The 19,489-nt window shown below is 72.0% G+C and carries 18 protein-coding genes and 1 pseudogene; 9 read left to right on the top strand and 10 right to left on the bottom strand.

Features of this window, described 5'->3' with window-relative positions:
- Positions 1-4: 4 nt before the first annotated feature.
- From serC to thpR, 3 genes are all read left to right on the top strand, one after another.
- Complete coding sequence (serC, locus tag Actob_RS01690) at positions 5-1,123, top strand: phosphoserine transaminase (RefSeq protein ID WP_284918171.1); 1,119 nt, start codon at positions 5-7, stop codon at positions 1,121-1,123.
- Between the two features lie 357 nt (positions 1,124-1,480).
- The gene (gene sepH / locus Actob_RS01685; protein WP_284918169.1) at positions 1,481-2,536 is read left to right on the top strand and encodes a septation protein SepH; all 1,056 of its coding nucleotides are present in this window, start codon (positions 1,481-1,483) and stop codon (positions 2,534-2,536) included.
- A gap of 150 nt (positions 2,537-2,686) precedes the next feature.
- Positions 2,687-3,208, top strand: a complete 522-nt coding sequence (gene thpR, locus Actob_RS01680) for an RNA 2',3'-cyclic phosphodiesterase (RefSeq protein ID WP_284918168.1) — start codon at positions 2,687-2,689, stop codon at positions 3,206-3,208.
- A gap of 185 nt (positions 3,209-3,393) precedes the next feature.
- Here the strand turns inward: thpR and Actob_RS01675 are convergent, their stop codons facing one another.
- From Actob_RS01675 to Actob_RS01660, 4 genes are all read right to left on the bottom strand, one after another.
- The gene (locus tag Actob_RS01675) at positions 3,394-3,927 is read right to left on the bottom strand and encodes a hypothetical protein (protein ID WP_284922207.1); all 534 of its coding nucleotides are present in this window, start codon (positions 3,925-3,927) and stop codon (positions 3,394-3,396) included.
- A 140-nt stretch (positions 3,928-4,067) separates the two neighbouring features.
- Positions 4,068-5,438, bottom strand: a complete 1,371-nt coding sequence (locus tag Actob_RS01670) for an MFS transporter (RefSeq protein WP_284918167.1) — start codon at positions 5,436-5,438, stop codon at positions 4,068-4,070.
- An 85-nt stretch (positions 5,439-5,523) separates the two neighbouring features.
- Complete coding sequence (locus tag Actob_RS01665; protein ID WP_407653539.1) at positions 5,524-5,970, bottom strand: MarR family winged helix-turn-helix transcriptional regulator; 447 nt, start codon at positions 5,968-5,970, stop codon at positions 5,524-5,526.
- Positions 5,971-6,071: 101 nt separating this feature from the next.
- The gene (locus Actob_RS01660) at positions 6,072-7,517 is read right to left on the bottom strand and encodes an NCS2 family permease (protein WP_284918164.1); all 1,446 of its coding nucleotides are present in this window, start codon (positions 7,515-7,517) and stop codon (positions 6,072-6,074) included.
- Between the two features lie 149 nt (positions 7,518-7,666).
- On the opposite strand from Actob_RS01660, the gene Actob_RS01655 reads away from it, so the two are divergent.
- Positions 7,667-7,978 (top strand): DUF2530 domain-containing protein, encoded by a 312-nt coding sequence (locus tag Actob_RS01655; protein WP_407653538.1) that lies wholly within the window; start codon positions 7,667-7,669, stop codon positions 7,976-7,978.
- Here the strand turns inward: Actob_RS01655 and Actob_RS01650 are convergent.
- Positions 7,975-8,796 (bottom strand): DUF3027 domain-containing protein, encoded by an 822-nt coding sequence (locus Actob_RS01650; RefSeq protein WP_284918163.1) that lies wholly within the window; start codon positions 8,794-8,796, stop codon positions 7,975-7,977. The genes Actob_RS01655 and Actob_RS01650 overlap by 4 nt on opposite strands.
- Positions 8,797-8,889: 93 nt before the next feature.
- On the opposite strand from Actob_RS01650, the pseudogene Actob_RS01645 reads away from it, so the two are divergent.
- From Actob_RS01645 to Actob_RS01630, 4 genes and pseudogenes are all read left to right on the top strand, one after another.
- A pseudogene (locus Actob_RS01645) lies at positions 8,890-10,404 on the top strand (MFS transporter); the annotation flags it as partial.
- 656 nt (positions 10,405-11,060) lie between these two features.
- On the top strand, positions 11,061-11,735 hold the full coding sequence (locus Actob_RS01640) for a futalosine hydrolase (protein ID WP_284918162.1): 675 nt from the start codon (positions 11,061-11,063) through the stop codon (positions 11,733-11,735).
- Positions 11,736-12,210: 475 nt separating this feature from the next.
- On the top strand, positions 12,211-13,419 hold the full coding sequence (locus tag Actob_RS01635) for an MFS transporter (RefSeq protein ID WP_284918160.1): 1,209 nt from the start codon (positions 12,211-12,213) through the stop codon (positions 13,417-13,419).
- 507 nt (positions 13,420-13,926) lie between these two features.
- Entirely contained in the window at positions 13,927-14,523 is a 597-nt protein-coding gene (locus tag Actob_RS01630; RefSeq protein WP_284918159.1) for a TetR/AcrR family transcriptional regulator, read from the top strand.
- Positions 14,524-14,566: 43 nt separating this feature from the next.
- On the opposite strand, the gene Actob_RS01625 is transcribed toward Actob_RS01630, so the two are convergent.
- On the bottom strand, positions 14,567-15,904 hold the full coding sequence (locus Actob_RS01625; RefSeq protein WP_284918158.1) for a GH1 family beta-glucosidase: 1,338 nt from the start codon (positions 15,902-15,904) through the stop codon (positions 14,567-14,569).
- 11 nt (positions 15,905-15,915) lie between these two features.
- Positions 15,916-17,100, bottom strand: a complete 1,185-nt coding sequence (locus Actob_RS01620) for an MFS transporter (RefSeq protein WP_284918157.1) — start codon at positions 17,098-17,100, stop codon at positions 15,916-15,918.
- A 170-nt stretch (positions 17,101-17,270) separates the two neighbouring features.
- Between Actob_RS01620 and Actob_RS01615 the strand changes: the two genes are divergently transcribed.
- Positions 17,271-18,095: a 1,4-dihydroxy-6-naphthoate synthase gene (locus Actob_RS01615; protein ID WP_284918156.1), complete on the top strand. Its 825-nt coding sequence runs from the start codon at positions 17,271-17,273 to the stop codon at positions 18,093-18,095.
- A 12-nt stretch (positions 18,096-18,107) separates the two neighbouring features.
- On the opposite strand, the gene Actob_RS01610 is transcribed toward Actob_RS01615, so the two are convergent.
- From Actob_RS01610 to Actob_RS01600, 3 genes are all read right to left on the bottom strand, one after another.
- Positions 18,108-18,506 (bottom strand): cold-shock protein, encoded by a 399-nt coding sequence (locus tag Actob_RS01610; protein WP_284918155.1) that lies wholly within the window; start codon positions 18,504-18,506, stop codon positions 18,108-18,110.
- Positions 18,507-18,552: 46 nt separating this feature from the next.
- Positions 18,553-19,179 (bottom strand): HAD family hydrolase, encoded by a 627-nt coding sequence (locus Actob_RS01605; RefSeq protein ID WP_284918154.1) that lies wholly within the window; start codon positions 19,177-19,179, stop codon positions 18,553-18,555.
- 81 nt (positions 19,180-19,260) lie between these two features.
- Positions 19,261-19,428: a hypothetical protein gene (locus Actob_RS01600; protein WP_229830999.1), complete on the bottom strand. Its 168-nt coding sequence runs from the start codon at positions 19,426-19,428 to the stop codon at positions 19,261-19,263.
- Between the last annotated feature and the right edge of the window lie 61 nt (positions 19,429-19,489).

The raw sequence follows: 19,489 nt of genomic DNA, 5'->3' as shown, positions 1-19,489 counted from the left end.
AACAGTGGCTGACATCCAGATCCCCGACGCGATCAAGCCCGTCGACGGGCGGTTCGGCTCCGGGCCGAGCAAGGTCCGGCCGGAGGGTGTCGAGGCGCTCTCCGCGGTGTCCCGCACCCTCATGGGCACCTCCCACCGGCAGAAAACGGTGAAGGACCAGGTCGCCCGGCTGCGCCGCGGCCTCGCCGAGTTCTTCTCGATGCCGGACGGCTACGAGGTGGTCCTCTCCAACGGCGGGACCAGCGCGTTCTGGGAGACCGCCACGTTCGGCCTGGTCCGCGAGAAGGCGCAGTTCGCCGAGTTCGGCGAGTTCGGTGCCAAGTTCGTCAAGGCGGTCACGGACGCGCCGTTCCTGGCCGAGCCGACAGTGCACCGGGCTCCCGGCGGCCAGGCGGCCTATCTCACCGCCGAGGCCGGCGTGGACGTCTACGCCAGCGTGCACAACGAGACCTCGACCGGTGTCGCGGTGCCGGTCCGCCGGGTCGAGGGCGCCGACCCGGGCGCCCTGCTGCTCACCGACGCCACCTCGGGCGGTGGCAGCCTCGACGTGGACCTGCGCGAGACCGACGTCTACTACCTGGCCCCGCAGAAGGCGCTCGGCTCGGACGGCGGGATCTGGCTGGCCCTGATGTCCCCGGCCGCGATCGAGCGGGCGTTCGAGATCAAGGCGACGAAACGGTACATCCCGCAGTTCCTCGACCTGGTGACGGCGATCGAGCAGTCCCGGCTGGAGCAGACCTACAACACGCCGGCGCTGGCCACCGTCTTCCTGGCGGCCGAGCAGCTGGACTGGATGAACGCGCAGGGCGGCCTGTCCTGGGCGGTCAAGCGCAGTGCGGAGAGCGCCGCGGCGCTCTACGGCTGGGCCGACCGCTCGTCGTTCGCCGAGCCGTTCATCGCCGACCCGGCGCTGCGCTCGGCGGCGGTCGCGACCATCGACTTCGCCGAGGGCGTCGACGCCGCGACGATCGCCAAGGTGCTGCGGGCCAACGACATCGTGGACACCGAGCCGTACCGCAAGCTGGGGCGCAACCAGCTGCGGATCGCGCTCTACCCGACCGTCGACCCCAGTGACGTCATCGCCCTGACCAGCTGCATCGACTACGTCGTCGAGCGGCTCTGAGGTACCGACCGGAAACCACGCGCGGCGCGGGCACCGCGCCCGTGTCGCGCTTGTTCTCCGGTACGCCGTGACCACCCGCCACACCCGTGAGTCGCCGAGGCGGCCCGGTGTCGGGAATCCGTCGCGGGGTCGCCCGGTGACCTGACTCATGCGCCTGGGGAGTTGTAGGTCGTACAAAAGCCGGGTTTGAATGGTCTGGATTTGCCCACCGACGACGAAGATCATCTACGCTGGTCAGCTACTTTGACGGCGTGGCTTACCCCCATCGGGTGACCAAGGCGCGTACCGTGTTCCGAAACGCGCCCGGGTGACTGACTCTCGGGAGCACAGGCCAACGCGACGAGACGGAGGCAACGCATGCGGCCGGTACGCTTCGTCGCCCTCTCCGAGGACGGACAGGCCCTCGTGCTCGCCGACGAGGTGGGCCGCCTACTGGCGCTCCCTCTCGACGACCGGGTGACCGGGGTGATCACGGACGGTCCCCCGGTGCCGGGCACGGCGGTCGCGGTGATCGCATCGGACAGTCAGCCGTCGCTCTCCCCGCGCGACATCCAGGCCCGGATCCGCTCCGGCGAGTCCGCCGAGGACGTGGCCCGGATCGCCGGAGTCCCGGTCGACCGGGTGCTGCGCTACGCCGGTCCGGTGCTGCAGGAGCGGGCCATGCTGGCCCAGCACGCGCGCCGTACCAGGCTGAAGACGTCCGATTCCGGTCAGCCGCTGGCCGAGGTGGTCGACAGTCGCCTGGCGCAGCACGGCATCGACACCGAGAAGATCTCCTGGGACGCGTTCCGCAAGGACGACGGCACCTGGCGGATCGTCGCCACCTGGCCGTCCGGCAAAGCGACGGCCCAGGCCATCTGGGACCTGGACAAAGGTCGTCAGGTGGTCTCCCCGCACGACGACATGGCGCAGTACCTGTGCGCCGAGCGGCCCACCCAGATCCTCGGCCAGGAGCCGGCCCCCGAGCGCGGCGGCCATGGTCTGCCCGGCCCGGCCCGCAGCAGCGAGCCGACCCGCGGCGGGCACGGCCTGCCCGCTGCCGACGCACCGGCCCGCCCGACCCGCGACCCGATCCGGGCCGGCCGCGACGCGTTGCTGGCCTCACTGGACCGGCCGCTGGAGGGTTCCTCCGGTCGCGGTCTGGAGCCGGTTTCCCCGGCCGCTCGCCGCCCGGTCGCCGGTGGCGCCGCGGCGCTGCTCGGCGGCGGTTCCGGCTCCGCCTTCGACGACGACTCCGACCTGCCCAAAGAGGTCCCGGCGGTGCCGTCGCTGGCGGTCCTGCGCCCGCGCCGCACGGTCGGCCAGACCGCGCAGGCCAGCACGGAGGGCGAGGAGAGCAAGCCTCGCAAGCGCCTGCCGAGCTGGGATGACGTGCTGTTCGGCGGCGGCCCGGCCGCCCGCGAGTCCTCCTGAGCCGTCGTGGCCGCCGCCAGACCGGCGGCCACCCGGACCTCTCGTGAGCGATCTCTTCACGGCCTGCCGTCCCGCTGAGGGCCGCTCCGGCGTCCTGGTGAGCGAGTCCTGCCTGGCCGGCTTCCCGCTGGCGACCGCTCCGGAGTCCTGGTGAGCAAGCTTTTCGTGGCTGTCTTTCCGCCGCCCGCGGTCCGCGAGGACCTGCGCCGTGTATTGCCGGCCGACGGCCGATTCACCCGGCCGTCGAAGTGGCACGTGACCCTGGCCTTCCTGGGCGAGGTCGACGATGCCCGCCTGCCCTCGGTGACCGATGCCCTGGCCACGGTGCCGGCGCCGGCCGCCTTCTCGCTGCGCCTGACCGGCGGCGGCCGCTTCGGCCCGGTGGCCTGGGCGGGGCTCGCCGGTGACCTGCGGAAGCTGGGCGCGCTGCGCGAGTCGGTCCGGGTCGCGCTGGACGACGCCGGGTTCACCATCGACCCACGGCCGTTCCGGCCGCATCTGACCGTCTCCTACCACCAGGACCGCGGCCTGCTCACGGCGCTTGCCGGGTACGCCGGTCCGACCTGGCCAGTGACCGATTTCGCCCTGGTAGAGAGCGCACTCGGCAACTATCACGTCCGCCAGGAGTGGGCCCTCCCGCCGAACCCCAGCCCTGACCAGCACCACACCTGAGACCTCCCTGAAGCCGACCGCGCAGCCTGAGCGGCCCGGAGCCCGGGCCGCTCGGTACGCGCAGGGCTGAGCATGAGCCGGCCGCAGGTGGAGTAAGCCGCGTATGCGCAGGCCACAGCCGACCGCGCGGTGTGCGCGGACAGTAACCCGCAGCGCGGCACGAACCGGCCGCCGCGCGGCGTCGGTCAGCCGCGCAGGGCCAGACCCGCCGCCTCCAGCCGGCCCTCGACCCGCACGCGCTCGGCCTCCCGGTCCACACCCTTCAGCGGCTGGAGCTGCTCCGGCACGCCGAGGCAGGCGCAGGCCAGCTGGAGCCGCGCGTCGTAGGCCTGCAGCAGCGCCGCCATGCCCACTTCGGACCAGCGCAGCGGACTGGTGCGCCGCTGCCGGGCGAGCCGGCGCAGGTCGAAGGCGAGCTGCTCGATCGGGACAGCGGGCAGCGCCGCCATCCGGGCGGCCACGTCGACGGTCTGCATGTCCCGGTCCAGCCGGCGCAGCTCCCTGTTCTGCGCGCCGGGGCGACGGGCCCAGGACGCTTGCGCAGAACCCTTGCGCGGCAGACGGCCCGGGGCGGGCACCCGGCGAGGCGCGGAACGCCGCCGGGGCAGGTGACCCGAGTCGGCGGGCCGCCGCGGGGCGGGCCGCCGAAGGATGACTCGGGCACAGGACAGGACCAGCAGCGTCATCCACGCCGCTGAGATCACGACCAGTTGCACCATAGCCACGCTTCGAAGTTAAGCCTCCGAAACACCGGTCCGGAACACCCGTTCGGCGGACCTATTCTGCCAACTACCTAAATGCCAGGTTCCTTACCGACATCGGGCACCGTTTCCGTCCCGGTCAACGGACACCCGGTCCGTCAGACGTGCGCCACCCGGTCGCCGCCGGCCGCCTCCCGAGCACGCCCTCGGGGTGGGGCAAGGGGATCCTCTTCGGACGTCCGCTCACCCTGTCCCGCCTCGGCCGCCGCGATCAGCCGAACCCCGGCACGTGGCCGGAGCCGCACGCTCAGCCGGTCGCCGCTGCTGCGCAACTGCCAGGCCAGTGCCACCACCGAGGCGAGGAACGACACCAGCCCGCCCATCCAGATGCTCGACGGCACCCCGAACCGCTCGCCCCACCAGCCCGCCAGCGACGCCCCGATCGGCGTGGTCCCGAGGAAGACCAGCACGTAGAGCGCCATCACCCGCCCCCGGTACGCGGCGTCCACCCCCATCTGCACCCGGTGGTTGGCGGCCTGGGCCAGATAGATGGAGAAGAACCCGGTCGGCACCAGCAGCAGCATGGCGCTCACGAAGCCGGGCGCGAAGCCGACAGCGAACTCCAGCACGCCGAAGGCCAGCGCGGCGCCGATCACCCGGTACGCCCCCGGCCGGGATCGCCGCCCGCTGCCGGCCAGTGCGCCACCGAGCGCGCCCACCGCCAGCGCCGTGGTGAGCAGGCCGAACGAGGAGGCGCCGGCGTGGAAGTTGATTTTCGCGAGGGCGGCCAGGGTGACCGGGAAGTTGAAGCCGATCATGCCGATCACCGCCATCAGGCAGATCGGCAGCAGCAGGTCGGAGCGCTTGCCGACGTACTTGAGGCCGTCCAGCACCCGGGCGCCGCCGCGCGCCGCGCGCTCGATCCCGTGCAGCTCGGTGGTGTCCATCCGCAGGTAGGTGAAGACCGGGGCGATCGCCAGCGCGGTGGCGATCAGGAACACCCCGCGGGTGGACACCAGCGAGAGCAGCACGCCGGCCAGCGCCGGGCCGCCGATCCGGGCGGAGTTGAAGGTGGCCGCGGAGAGGGCGAGGGCGTTCGGCAGCAGCGGCAGCTCGACCAGTTCGGAGACGAAGGCCTGCCGGACCGGGGTCTCCACCGAGTTGGCGATGCCGAACAACAGCGCGAACAGGAAGACGTGCCAGAGCTGGACGATGCCGGAGGCCACGATGATCGCGAAGGTGACAGCGGTGACGGCGAACACGGTGTTCGCCACGATCAGGAGTTTTCGCTTGTCGTACCGGTCGGCGAGCCGCCCGCTGTACAGGGTCAGCAGCATCACCGGGACGAACTGCAGCGCGGTGACCACGCCGAGCGCACCTGGCGAGTTGTCGGAGAGCTCCAGGACCAGCCAGTCCTGGGCGGTGAACATCATCCAGACGCCGATCAGCTTGATCAGCTGGCCACCGGCGAAGAGGCGATAGTTCCGGACTCGCAGGGATCGGAAGGTCGTGTTCAGCACTGCCCGCATCCGGTCGTGCCCCCTCGCTGGTCGTACGCGTCATCGTCACGTGACGAAGCGGAACGACCCGGCTTCCCCGCTGGGTGGGCCGGCCTCAGCCGCGGGCGACGCGCTGCATGATCTCCGCGGCGCGTGCCAGGGTTTCCCGTTCCTCCGGGCTGAGCCGTGCCAACTCCACGGCCAGCCACTCGTTGCGAGTCCGCTCGTGCAGCGCGTAGACCGCCCGGCCCTCGTCGGTGGCGGCCAGGATCACCTGGCGCCCGTCGGTCGGGTGCGGTGTCCGTGCCACCAGTCCGCGATCCTCCAGCTTCCCGATGATCTTGGTCATCGTCGGGGGCTGTACCCGCTCCACGTCGGCGAGCTCACGCGGCGTCAGCGCGCCGGCCAGTTGCAGGCTGGTCAGCGCGGAGAGCTGACTGAACGTCAGGTCACCGACCGGCCGGGCCTGCCGGACCCGCCGGCTGAATCGGATGATCGCTTCTCGCAGCGTCTTGGCCAGCGACTCCGCTGTGCGCTCCGTTGTCATCACCCGCTCCGTCACGATACTTAGCCTAGCTAATGAGCATGGCTAACGACATGTCATCGACCGTATGACAGCCGTCACCGGGCACGCTAACGCACCCGGTGACGTGGTCACGCGACTCAGAGGACCCAGGACTCCAGCGGGCCCCGGCAGAAGTACAGGACGAAGAGCGCTGCCACCCCGTACAGGATGGGGTGGATGTCCCGGGCCCTGCCGGTGGTCGCCTTCAGGACGACGTAGGAGACGATCCCGGCCCCGATCCCGTTCGAGATCGAGTACGTGAACGGCATGATCGTGATGGTCAGGAACGCCGGTACCGCTATCGACCAGTCGGTCCAGTCGATCTGCCGCACCGCGGTCATCATCAGGAAGCCGACCACCACCAGCGCGGTCGACGCCGCCTCGAACGGCACCACCTGCACCAGCGGCGAGAAGAACATCGCCACCAGGAACAGGCCGCCGGTGACCAGGTTCGCCACCCCGGTACGCGCACCCTCGCCGACCCCGGAGGCACTTTCCACGAACGAGGTGTTGGAGGAGACGCTCGCCGCGCCACCGGCCGCCGCCGCGAGCGAGTCGACCAGCAGGATCTCCTTGGTCTTCGGCGGCATGCCCTCGGCGTCGAGCATCTCGCCCTCCTGGCCGACCGCGACCATCGTGCCCATGGTGTCGAAGAAGTCCGCCACCAGCAGCGTGAAGACGAACATCAGCGCGACCAGCCAGCCGGCGTGCTGCCACGAGCCGAGCACGTTGAAGTGCCCGAGCAGCGACAGGTCCGGGGTGCCGACGACCTTCTCCGGCATCTTCGGCACGTTCAGCGACCAGCCGTGCGGGTTCTGCACCACCGAGCCGACCCCGGCGATCGCCTCGACCACGATGGCCAGCACCGTGGTACCCAGGATGCCGATCAGGATCGCGCCCTTCACCTTGCGCACGAAGAGCACCAGGGTGAACAGCAGACCGATCGCGAAGACCAGGGTGGGCCAGGTGAGCAGCTTGCCGCCCAGGCCGAGCTCGACCGGGACGGTGGTGTTGGAGGCGTCCGGCACGCGGTGCACGAAGCCCGAGTCGACCAGCCCGATGATCATCAGGAACAGGCCGATGCCGACCCCGATAGCGGTCTTGAGCTGGGTCGGAACCGCCCGGAACACCGCGGTCCGCAGGCCGGTGAGCACCAGGACACCGATCAGCAGACCCTCGATCACCACCAGGCCCATCGCATCGGCCCAGGTCATCTGCGGCGCGATTTCGTACGCCACCAGCGCGTTCACGCCGAGCCCGGCGGCCAGCGCCAGCGGGAACCGGGCCACCACGCCCATCAGGATGGTCATCACGCCGGCGACCAGCGCGGTGCCCGCCGCGAGCGCGGCCAGCGGGAGGTGCGCCCCCTTCTGGTCGGCGCCACCGGCCAGGATCAGGGGGTTGAGGACGACGATGTAGGCCATCGTGAAGAAGGTGACGAAACCGCCACGGATCTCACGGCTCAGCGTTGAACCACGAGCAGATATCTGGAAGAAACGGTCGAAAGCGTTGCGCGTCGCAACAGTCTCCGCAGGTGCAGACATGCTGGCCCTTCCGGGTGGCACAGTGAACGGGTTGGCACATTGACGATTCGCGCATGGTGCCAGACGCGTTGACCTCGGCAAAAGCGGAGTGATGTTACAACTCTCACGTCCTGCGCCGAGACGTTCCGTAATGGCCTTACCCTGGCGGAGTGAGTGACCTGTCTCCCGCAACCCGGGCTGACGCATCGCCGACCGGTCTCAGCGTGGTGACCGGCACCAAGCCACGCCCGGAGCCGCTGGACCCGCCGATGGTGCCGTTCGCGCTCGCCGGGCTCGCCGCGTTCGTGATCGCCGCGATCGTCTTCCGCCTCGCCGATGCCCCGGACGAGTGGTTCGACATCGCCGTGGGGGGCTTCCTGGTCGGCATCCCCGGCCTGATCACGATGATCGTCCACGATCGGAACAGGAAACGCCGCCGGGCGCTGACGCACCCGGAGTTCCGCGTGGAGGAGGCCTCCTAGCTGTGGCCGTAATCCTCGCCCGGCTCGCCTGACTCCACCGAGCCGTGGCCACGGCTGACCGCCATGGTCTCGACCTCGCTGTCGTCATACACCGTGGGCAGCTCGTCGACCGGCTGCTCGGCGCCGGCCAGCAACGCCTCCGAGTGGGCACCGCAGCCGTGGTCGGCGCTCACCGCGCGGCCGTCGTCGGGCGCGTAGAGGTTGCCGCAGACGCCGAACATCTGCCGCAGTGACCCGGCCAGCGGCAGGTAGAACCCGCAGGTGCCGCAGCGGGCGTTGCGCGGGGCGGCGGCGGAGATCGGGGCCTCCGGGCCGGCGTCGCTGTCATACCACCGCTGGGCGGTCTCCATCCGGCCGTCCTGGGACATCACCCGGGACCGGCCCAGGCCGAGCTCCCAGGAGACCTCCTCGACAGCGGCGTCGTCGCTCAGCACGTAACCCGGGGTCAGCCGGTCGTCGTCCGGCGCGGTCGGCATCAGGTCGCCGACGCCCAGGTCACCGGGCTGCACCCGCTCGTTCCACGGCACCCAGCCGGGGGCGAGCAGCGCATCCGGCCCGGGTAGCAGCACGGTCTCGCAGATCGTGACGTGCCGGCTGCGTGGCACCCGGGTCACCGTGACGGCCCAGCGCCAGCCCCGGTAACCGTCAAGGTGCGACTCGAAGAAATGCGTCACCACCCGGTCGCCCTCGGCGATCACCTCGAGGTGATCGCCGACGTCTGCGGGGTCCACATCGGTGATCGCGCCACGGGCCACCCCGACGGCATCGGCACAGACCTGGTCGAGTCGGGCGGCGCGAGTGGTGGTCCTGGAGGTCACCCGCCCATTGTTGCCTACGTGACCCCACGCGCCGCAACGACTCCCCAGATACCTGTGGACAAGGCGAGCCGTTGGTCGCCCGGATAGGTCAGGATGGTTCCCATGGCGCTGCTTCCCACTCTCGGACGCACCGTCGGGACCGGCATCAAAGCCGTGCGCCTGGTGGTGCGTGGCTCGCTGGGTGCCGGCGCCTGGGCGACCCGGCGGGTCGGCTCCGCGCGGGCCCGCGGCGCGGCCAACGAGATCGGCATGATCCGGCTCTTCGACCTGCACGCGGTCTCCTGCGCCGGCGACGCGCTCATCGCGATCGGCCTGGCCGGGACCATCTTCAGCGTGCCGCTCGGCGAGGCCCGCAGCAAGGTGGCGCTCTACCTGCTGATCACGATGGTGCCGTTCGCCCTGCTGGCGCCGGTGGTCGGCCCGCTGCTCGACCACTTCCGGCACGGCCGGCGCTGGGCGCTGGCGGTGACCATGCTGGGCCGGGCGTTCCTGGCCTTCGTGATGTCCGACCACCTGGTCGGCTGGGCCCTCTATCCGGCGGCCTTCGGCGTGCTGGCGCTGTCCCGGGCCTATGGCGTGGCCCGCTCGGCCGCGGTGCCCCGCCTGCTGCCCGCCGGGGTCGGACTGTCCCAGGTGGGCGCCCGGGCCAGTGTCTACGGCACGTTCGCCGGCGCGGTGGTCGCCCCGATCGGCCTGCTCGCCTTCAGATTCGGCCCACAGTGGCCGCTGCGGGTGGCCACCGTCATCTTCGTGATCGGCATGGTGGTGGCGCTGCGCCTGCCGCCACGCGCCGACTCCGACCCGCCCGAGGCGATGCCGCGCGCCTGGCGCACCGTCCTCGGCCTCACCCGCGGCTCCGACCGCCCGCTCTCCGGCCGCCTGGTGCTGGCCACCCTGATCGGCAGCTCCGGCCTGCGCCTGCTCTACGGTTTTCTGCTGCTCTACCTGACCTTCGCCATCATGGCCGGTGACCTGGACACCTCGGTCCTCGGCTTCACGCTGAGCAAGGGCTCGGCGGTCGGCCTGGTCGGTGGCGCGCTGGCGCTCGGCACGTTCCTGTCCACCGCGGCCGGCACCGGCCTGCGCATCCGCCGCCCGCTCGCGTTGCAGTCCAGTGGCCTGGTGGTCACCGCCGGCGTGGCGATCCTCGCCACCGTCTTCTACAACCTGCTCACGATCACCCTGCTGGCGCTGCTCACCGCCATCTTCAGCGGGATCGCCAAGCTGGCCGTCGACGCCAGCATCCAGGAGCGGGTCCCGGAGCGCCTGCGCGCCACCGCGTTCGCCCACTCCGAGACCGTGCTGATGCTCGCCTGGGTCACCGGTGGCGGCCTCGGCCTGATCCCGCTCACCGGCCGTCTCGGCATCGCGCTGGCCGCCGTGCTGTCGATCCTGGCCGCCGCCCGCGCCGCTTGGTCCGCCGCCCGCCTGCGCACCGAGCGCCTTTCCGGCCGCCCGGAAAACCCCGCCGGCTCCGCCGGAGACCCCGATTCCGGTACGCCCTCAGGCCCCGGCGACAACGACGACGCCCTCTTCTACGAGGCCGCCGACCCGTGGCCGGACGCTCCCACGGTCCCCGAGCGCACCGGCCACCATCCGCCGCCACCACGCCGCCCGGCGGACGCCCCGCGCCCCGGCACCCGCGACTTCGACGTCCCGCCACACCCTGGCACCCGCGACTTCGACGTCCCGCCACACCCCGGCACCCGCGACTCCGGCGTCCCGCCACACACCGGCACCCGGGGCCCCGCCGCCGGCTCCGGACGCGCGGCTGCGGCCGGCCCCGCCACTCCACCAGCCACCGGCCCCGCCAGTTCGGCTGCGACCGGCTCCGGCAGTGCCGCTGCCACCAGCCCGGCCACCCGGCGGACCGGCACTCCGGACACCCGGCGGACCGCCGCGGGCGACGCCCAGGGCACCGATGGCCCCGCCACCCGTGGCGGCCGGGGGCTCGATCCGACCCTGATCGACGATCGCCGCGGCCGCGGCTGGTGGCCCGGCCGCCGCAAGAAGAAGCCCGCCGCGAAGGATCCGGCCCCGGACGACACCCGGCGCTTCCCGGCCGAGGACCGGCGCTTCCCCGCCGAGGACCGGCCCACGCTTTCCGGCGCCGGGACAGCCGGCAGTGACCGGGACGACCACCCCGACACCGTCCGCTCCGATCCCCCGGCCCCACGCACCGACCGCCCCGTGGCGCCACCCGGCTACCACGTCTACCGCCCGTCCTCCGCCGACCCGGCCGAGGCCAACCCCGGCGAGGGCAAGTGACCCAGCACCCGATCCTGGTGGTCACCGCCGTGACCGCCGAAGCCGACGCCCTGCGCGCCGCCCTGCCCCCTGAGGCCGGCGGCCCGCGCGCCGCCCTGTCGGCCGGGTTCGAACCCACTCTCCTCGTCGAGCCTGTCGGCGTGGGCCCGGCCGCAGCCGCCGCGGGCACCGCGCGGCTCCTCGCCCAGCGCGACTACCGGGCGGTGATCAGCGTCGGCATCGCGGGCGGTTTCCCCGGCCGGGCGGACGTGGGTGGGACCGTCCTGGGCACCCGCACGATCGCCGCCGACCTGGGCGCCGAGTCCCCGGACGGCTTCCTCCCGGTCGACGAGCTCGGCTTCGGCAGCAGCGTCCTCGCGACCGACTCCACCCTGCTCAAGGCGCTCGGTGCGGCCCTACCTCACGCCGTCGTCGGCGACATCCTCACGCTGAGCACGGTCACCGGAACCGCCGAGACGACCGCCCGGCTGGCCGCCCGTTTCCCCGAGGCCGTAGCCGAGGCCATGGAGGGCTACGGCGTAGCGATCGCCGCCGCCAACGCCGGCCTGCCCTTCGCCGAACTCCGCACCATCTCGAACCCGATCGGCCCCCGAGATCGCGACGCCTGGCGCCTGGCCGACGCCTTCGCCGCCCTCCGAGCTGCCGCGCCCGCCCTCTGCGCCCTCCCCTGAGCCCAGAGCCGTCGCATCCGCTCCAGCCGGTCTCCCGCCACTTGCGTCCCTGAGCCCCTGGGCTGACCGCTCGCCACCTCCGCCCCTGGGCTGACCCGAGCCAGACGGTCGCCACCTCCGCCCCTGGCCCTCTGGGCTAGCTGTGCCCGAGCCAGACGCTCGCCGCCTAAGCCAGCTGTGCACCCGAGCCTGAACCCGACTGTGCCCGACCCGACTCTCGTCGCCCGCACCTCCGCGGCGCCAGAACCATGCCGGGCCTGGCCAGACTCGCCGGCTGCGTCCCTGGACCACGGATTTCCCCGCGCGACCGCAGCACCAGAAGGTGAATTCTTTTACAGGAATCTGTTGCCGTTGATGATCGCGCCCGGCATGCTGCGCTGAACGAGCATGTGACTTTCGTCGCTGAAGGGCGCCGCGAACCCCGCACCCAGAAGCCACCGATCCGCCGGAAGCTGAGCGAGGCACGATGAACGACATGAGCGCCGCGGCCCGCGCCCGCCTGATCGGCGCCGGCTATGCCGCTCAGGGCCTCGGGTACGCCGCGGTCGTCACCGCCCTGCCCGCGTTCAAGGAACGCCAGGACCTGAGCGACGCCTTCGTCTCCGCGATCCTGCTGCTGGTCTGCGTGGCAGCGGCCGGCGGCTCGGTGCTCGCCGACCAGGTCGCCAACCGGTGGGGCAGCCGCTACGCCCTGGCCGGCGGCCTGTTCCTGGTCGGTGCCGGCCTGGCCGGGACCACGTTCGGCACCCCGAACGCGATCTTCGTGACCATCCTGCTGCTCTACGGTATCGGCCTCGGCACCGTCGACGCCTCCCTCAGCATGCAGGGCGTCCTGATCCAGGCCCGACTCGGGCGCAGTGTGATGAGCCGCCTGTTCGCCGCCTACACCGCTGCCGCGATCACCGCCGCGCTGCTCATGTCGGGCTCCCTCGGGAACGGCGGTGGGGCCGCGGTCGCGGTCGGGACGGCAGCCGCGTTCGCCGTGCTCGTCGGTGCGGTCGGCTGGCGCGCGTTCGAACCGGGCCGCACCGAACGCTCGCACGTGGTGCACGAGACCGGTGGCCGCGCTGTCCGGCGAGTGATCTGGGTGTGCGGCATGCTGATCTTCACGGCGTTCCTGGTGGACTCGGCCGTGAGCACGTGGAGTTCGGTCTACCTGAAGGAGCTGCTGGACGCCGCGGAGGCGGCCACCGGCCAGGCCAGTCTGCTGTTCGGCCACCTGGAGATCGTGCCGCTCGGCTACGCCGCCTATCAGGCGACGGTGCTGGTCAGCCGCCTGGTTGCGGACCACGTGGTGCCGCGCGCCGGCCGGGTGCCGATGGCGCTCGGCTCCCTGGCGGTGTCCGGCATCGGCTGCGCCCTGGTGGTGCTGCTCCCCTCGGTGGGCGCCGTGATCGCCGGCTTCGCGGTCGCCGGCATCGGCGTCGGCATCCTGGTCCCGCTGGCCTTCTCGGCCGCCGGTGAGGCCGCCGCCGAGAGCAGCGACGAGGTGATCGCCCGGGTCAACCTGTTCAACTACGGCGGCGCCCTGCTCGGCGCGGTGCTGCTCGGCGCGCTGTCCGAGCCGATCGGCTTGCGGATCGCCTTCCTCATCCCGGTGGCCGGCGTCATCCTCACCCTGCCCATCGCCCGCCGCCTGAGCCACCTCACCACCGCCCAACCGGCCCCCCGCCCCACCGCCTGACAGCACGTCCACACCGGCTGGCACCCACGGTGGTAAAAACCGCCCCGACACCACCCTGAGGACCAGCCACACCGCGCCGCGAGCCGGCCGCAGCCTCGCGGCACGCCGAGCGGCTGGCAACCACGGTGGTCAAAACCGCCCGGACACCACCCTGAGGACCAGCCGGACCGCGGGGCGCGCTGCGGTCCTGAGCCGGCCGCAGCCTCGCGGCACGCCGAGCGGCTGGCAACCACGGTGGTCAAAACGGCCCGGACACCACCGTGAGGACCAGCCGGGCCGTGGGGCGCGCGGCGGTCGTGAGTGGGCCGGAGCTTCGCGGGCGGACCCGCACGACACGCACTGCGGTCCGGACCAGCGGCGGACCTCGCGAGCCGACTGCCACGCCGGCCACAAGTCGTACCGGAAAAGGAGCCGGACCATACGAGCGGCATCGCGGCAGCGAGGAGGGTGTTGGGGGACGCGGCGGGGCCGAACGCCGGGGAATGCGGCGCGGCATAGGGTGGATGTGTGCCGAGGCTGGTCGACCACGAGGTGCGCAGGGCGGAGCTTCTCGCGGCCACCTGGCGGGTGGTCCGGGCGCGCGGTGTCGAGGGCACCACCACCCGGGCGATCGCCGATGAGGCGGGTTGTTCGCTCAGCGTGCTGGCGCATTTTCTCGGGGGTAAGGACGACATCCTGGTCGCCGCGCAGGCTGCGGTCTACGAGCGGATCGTGGATCGGGCGTTCCGGATCGGCGGGGAGCTGTTCGGGCTGGCAGCGCTGCGGGCGGCGCTGGACGCGGTGCTGCCGATCGACGCGGAGCGGGCGGCGGACGCGCATGTGAACGTGGCGTTCGCCGGGGCGGCGCTGTCGCATCCGCTGCTGGCCGAGTCGCGCCGCGAGTCGCACCGGCTGATCCGCGAGCATCTGCGCACCTGCCTGCGCGAGGCGCGGGAGCGGGACGAGCTCCGCGCCGGGGTGGCCGACGAGGCGGTGATCGACGACTTCATCATCCTGGTCGAGGGCAGCAGCCTGCTGAGCCTGGTGGACGGCTGGGCGGAGGAGGGCCGGGCGGAGCGCCTGACCCGCCTCGCCGACAACTTCGTCGCCCAGCTCCGCGAATAGCGAGTCGCCCAGCTGCGCGAATAGCGAACAGGAACAGGAACAGCTACCGGGACGAGGCGATCAGGTCGCGGTACCAGTACCACGAGTCCTTGCGGGTACGCGCCAACGTCTCCCGATCCACGTAGACCAGCCCGAACCGCTCGTCATACCCGGCCGCCCACTCGAAGTTGTCGAACGCCGACCAGACGTAGTACCCCTCCACCCGTACACCCGCCTCGATCGCCGCCGTGACCGCCCGCAGGTGCGCGTCCAGGTAGGCGATCCGCCGCGGGTCGTGCACCCGGCCGTCCGGGCCGGGTGGCGCGTCGTGGAACGAGGCGCCGTTCTCGGTGACGATGATCGGGGGCAACGCCGGATACCGGTCCCGCAGTGCCACCAGGATCTCGGTGAGCGCCCCGGGCACGATCGCCCACCCGAAGTCGGTCCGTTCCTCGCTCTTCACCGGCACCGGCGAGAACGGCATCCCGTCGGGGATGTCGACCTCCAGCACCCCGGAGTAGTCCTTCCCGGCCCGGGGCGCCTCGATCGCCGTCGGCTCGTAGAAGTTGACCCCGTAGAAGTCGAGCGGCGCCGCGATCAGCGCGAGGTCCCGATCCAGCTGCGCGCCCGCCGTGCCCACGCCGGCCCGGATCATCTCGTCCGGGTAGTCGCCGAGCAGGATCGGGTCGGAGAACGTCCAGTTGGTCAGGGTGCGGAACATCTCGGCGGCGAACCCGTCGGCCGGGTCGTCGCCGGCCGGGTAGACCGGGAAGTGCTGGTTGGCGATGCCGACAGCGGCGGCTCCGTGGGCACGCAGCGCCTGCACCGCCAACCCGTGCGCGAGCAGCTGGTGGTGGGCCACCGGCAGCGCCTCCAGTCCGAGTCCGCGGCCCGGCGCGTGATCGGTGAGCGCGTACCCGTACAGGGTCTGCACGTTCATCTCGTTCATGGTGATCCAGTCCCGGACCCGGTCGCCGAGCCGCAGCGCCACCGCGCCGGCGTAGTCGGCCAGCCGGTACGCGGTGTCCCGGTCCAGCCAGCCGCCGCGCTCCTCCAGCTCCTGCGGGAGGTCCCAGTGGTAGAGCGTGGGCACCGGCCGGACGCCGGCGGCAAGCAGCTCGTCCACCAGCCGGTCGTAGAAGTCCAGGCCGGCCAGCGCCCGCGGCCAGGAGATGGAGAACCGGTAGTCGGAGACGCCGGCGGCCGCGATGTGCCCGACGTCCTCGGCGTACCGGTGGTAGTGATCGATGGCGACCTGGCCGTGCTCGCCGTGCCGGACCGTCCCGGGCCGCGCCGTGAAGGAGTCCCAGATGCTCGGGCCCTTGCCGCCGGCGTCCCAGGCGCCCTCGATCTGGTAGGCCGACGTCGCCATGCCGAACCGGAAGCCGGGTGGGAATCGCATGGGAGTTCCTTTCAGGACAGCGCCTTGAGCCGGGGCAGGCAGGCGAGGGCGAGCAGCGCGATGGCGGCGGCGACCAGGTAGAGGACGGGATAGCCGCCGAGCCGGGTGACGATCGGGGCGGCGATCACCGGGGCGAGCAGCTGCGGCAGGGTCCCGGCGATGTTGGCGACGCCGAGCATCGTCGCCCGGGTCTCGGCGTCCGGCAGCACGTGCGTGATCACCGCCATGTCGACAGCGACATACGCTCCCCAGCCGACTCCGACCAGCACCGACGCCACGATCGCCACGGCCACCACGGGGAACAGGGCGAGCAGTGCGGTACCCGCGGCGAGGATCACCGCGGCCACCCCGACGAAGATCTTGCGGCGCTCCCAGCGGTCGGACAGCACCCCGCCGGCGAACCCGGCGATGCCCGCGAACAGCACGTTCACCACGGTGAGCACCAGCACCCAGGTCGCCGCGCCGGTGACGCCGACCCGGTCCGACAGGTAGTAGAAGAGGTAGACCAGGACCAGCGCGTTGACCAGGTTGAGCAGGAAGCGGATCAGCCAGGCCCAGGCGAACTGGCCGCCCGGCCGCAGGACCACGGCCCACCTGATCCGGTCCCGCTCGGGCAGCCGCACGGGTTCCCGGCTGATCAGCAGCAGGGCCGCCGCGAGGGCGGGCACCGCCACGGCCACCGCGAGGTAGCCCGGCGCGCCCTGCCCGGCCGCGACGGCGAGCGCGGTCCCGAGCACCACGCCGATGATCTGTGCGACGCCGAACAGCGCGCCCACCGTCCCCCGCTGCCGTTCCGGCACCCGGTCGCCGATCATCGCGGCCAGCGCGGCGAGCGGCCCGTTCAACCCGACCTGGACCAGCACCCACCCGGCGATCATCGGACCGCGGGCGTCGGCGAGGGCCAGCACCAGCAGCCCGGCGACGCCGAGCCCGGTGCCGATCAGGAAGATCGGCCGCCGGGACCGCATCCGGTCGGAGAGCGCGCCCCAGAGCGGGTTCGCCACCAGGGAGGCGGCCGCGCCGACAGCTGTCACCAGCGCCAGCAGCGACTCCTTGCCACCCTCGCCGGCCAGCCGGGCGGCCTGTTCCGGAAGCAGGATCTGGATCGGCCCGAACCAGCCGGCCGCCACCCCGATCATGGCCAGCGCGTAGGCGACCATCCAGGTGCGACGGACCGGTGCGGTGGTCACCGTCATACCGGCCTCCCTTGGTGGATCAAATGATCCGACAAGGCGGAAGTCTAGGAAGGCCAGGCCCGCCGGACCAGAGGCCCGGCAGACATTTTCGGTACGGCATCGAGCACTGTGGCGCACCTGACCGGGCACCCGTCACTCACGTCGTCCTGACCAGCGCTAGCGTGGATCCCGTGGCGCTCTCCCTCGCGGTCTCCCCATGCCCCAACGACACGTTCGTCTTCCACGCCCTGATCCACGGGCAGGTCCCCGGCGCGCCCGCCGTCGACCTGACCTTCGCGGACGTCGACGTGACCAACACGGCCGCCGAGCGGGGCGACTTCGACCTGGTCAAGGTGAGTTACGCGGCGCTGCCCTGGCTGCTCGACAGCTATGAGCTGCTGCCCTGCGGGGGCGCCCTGGGCCGGGGCTGCGGGCCGCTGGTGCTGACCCGGGACCAGCGCACCGACCTGACCGGCGCGACAGTGGCGGTGCCCGGTGACCGCACCACCGCGTACCTGTTGATGCGCCTCTGGTCGGCCGAGCACCCGCCGGCGAAAATCGAGGTGGTGCCGTTCCACCAGATCATGCCCGGGGTGGCGGCCGGGACGTTCGACGCCGGCCTGGTCATCCACGAGGCCCGCTTCACCTACCAGCGGTACGGCCTGACCGCCCTGGCCGACCTGGGCGAGTGGTGGGAGGCCGACACCGGCCTGCCGATCCCGCTCGGCGCGATCCTGGCGCGCAAGGGCACCGTCGACCCGGCCGAGGCCACCGGTTGGATCCGCGAGTCGCTGCGCAAGGGCTGGCTCGACCCGGCCGCCAGCCAGGAGTTCATCCTGGCCAACGCGCAGGAGATGGAGCCGGCGGTGGTGCGCCAGCACATCGAGCTCTACGTCAACGAGTTCACCCTGGACCTGGGCGAAGACGGACTCGCCGCCGCCGACGCCCTGCTCGGGCGTGCGGCGGCGGCGGGCCTGACACCTGCTGTGCCGGCTTTCAGCGCGGCGAGAAGCTGACGGCCGACCGGCTCACAGCTCGAACTCGCCGGCGATCGCGTGCAGCAGCTGCGCGATCTTCTGCGAACTCTTCTTGTCCGGGTAACGGCCACGCTGCAACGTCGGCTGCACGGTGTTCTCCAGGACCTTGATCATGTCCTCGATCATGCTGGCCGTCTCCTCGGCCGGGCGGCGGCGCGCCTCGGCGTCGCGGAGCGCCAGCGACGGCGGAGCGTCCAGCAGCTTCACACCGAGCGCCTGGGCGCCCTTGCGGCTGTCCACCACGCCGAACTCGATCCGCTGTCCCGTTTTCAGGTCGGTGACCCCCGCCGGCAGCGCACCCTTGGGCAGGAACACGTCGCCGCCCTCATCACTGGTGACGAATCCGAATCCCTTCGTCGCGTCGTACCACTTCACTCGACCCGTGGGCACCGCTGACCTCAACTTCACTCAATGGACACAACTGCTCACGGGGAGCCTATCCAGCCGACGGCCCGGACCCAACTGCAATCTCACTCAGCAGAGCCGGAAAGCCGGTCAGATCGGACAACACGTACGAAGCTCCGGCGTCCCACAGCTCGTCGGCGGAGCAGGGCCCGGTGACCACGCCGATCCCCGGCACCCCGGCCGTCCGGGCGGCCACCATGTCCGCCCGGTGGTCGCCCACGTACCACCGCACGCCGTGCTCCACCAGCGCGGACGCCTTGCCCTCGGCGAACAGGTCACCGGCCAGCTCGTCGGCCCGCATCCCCAGGTGGTCCAGGTGCAGGCGCGCCAGCCGGCCCAGTTTCGAGGTGACCACGACGACCCGGAGCCCGGCCGCGCGGACCGCGGCGAGCGCCTCGACGGCCCCGGCGGTCGGCACCGACGGGGCGATCGCGTAGTCCGGGTAGAGCGCCCGGTAGGTGGTCACCATCTCCTCGACGTCCTCCGCCGGGAACCAGTGGCGCAACTCGTCCCGCAACGGCGGGCCGAGCCGGGAGACCGCCAGGTCGGCGTCGACGAAGACGCCGGTCCTGGCGGTGAGCGCCCGGTACGCCTCCCGGATACCCGGCCGGGAGTCGATCAAGGTCATGTCCAGGTCGAAACCGACCGCCGGGATCATGAAGGGTGGTTCGCGACGGTCGAGATCAAACTTCCCCCCGGAAACGGTGCCGCCACGCACGGCTGGTCGCGGACGAGACCCTCAGTGGGTCATCGACTCCGGCAGGCTGCGGAGCTTGTCCAGCGGCAGCGGGAAGGTCTGGTCGTCGCCGAACGGCGACGGGGCGGCGGCCCGGTCAGAGACCAGCTCGGAAACCTGGAGGTGGCCCTTCAGAGCCGGGCTCTCCTGCTTCTTGGCCTTTGACGCCACGTTCGGTCCTCCTCTGATCGAGGTCCGGCCACGCCCGGACCCGTCACCATCGTCCCATGAA

It is taken from the genome of Actinoplanes oblitus (assembly GCF_030252345.1).
Classification (GTDB): domain Bacteria; phylum Actinomycetota; class Actinomycetes; order Mycobacteriales; family Micromonosporaceae; genus Actinoplanes; species Actinoplanes oblitus.
The sequence above is the reverse complement of the archived record's forward strand: the minus strand, read 5'-3'. Positions and strand labels throughout refer to the sequence as shown.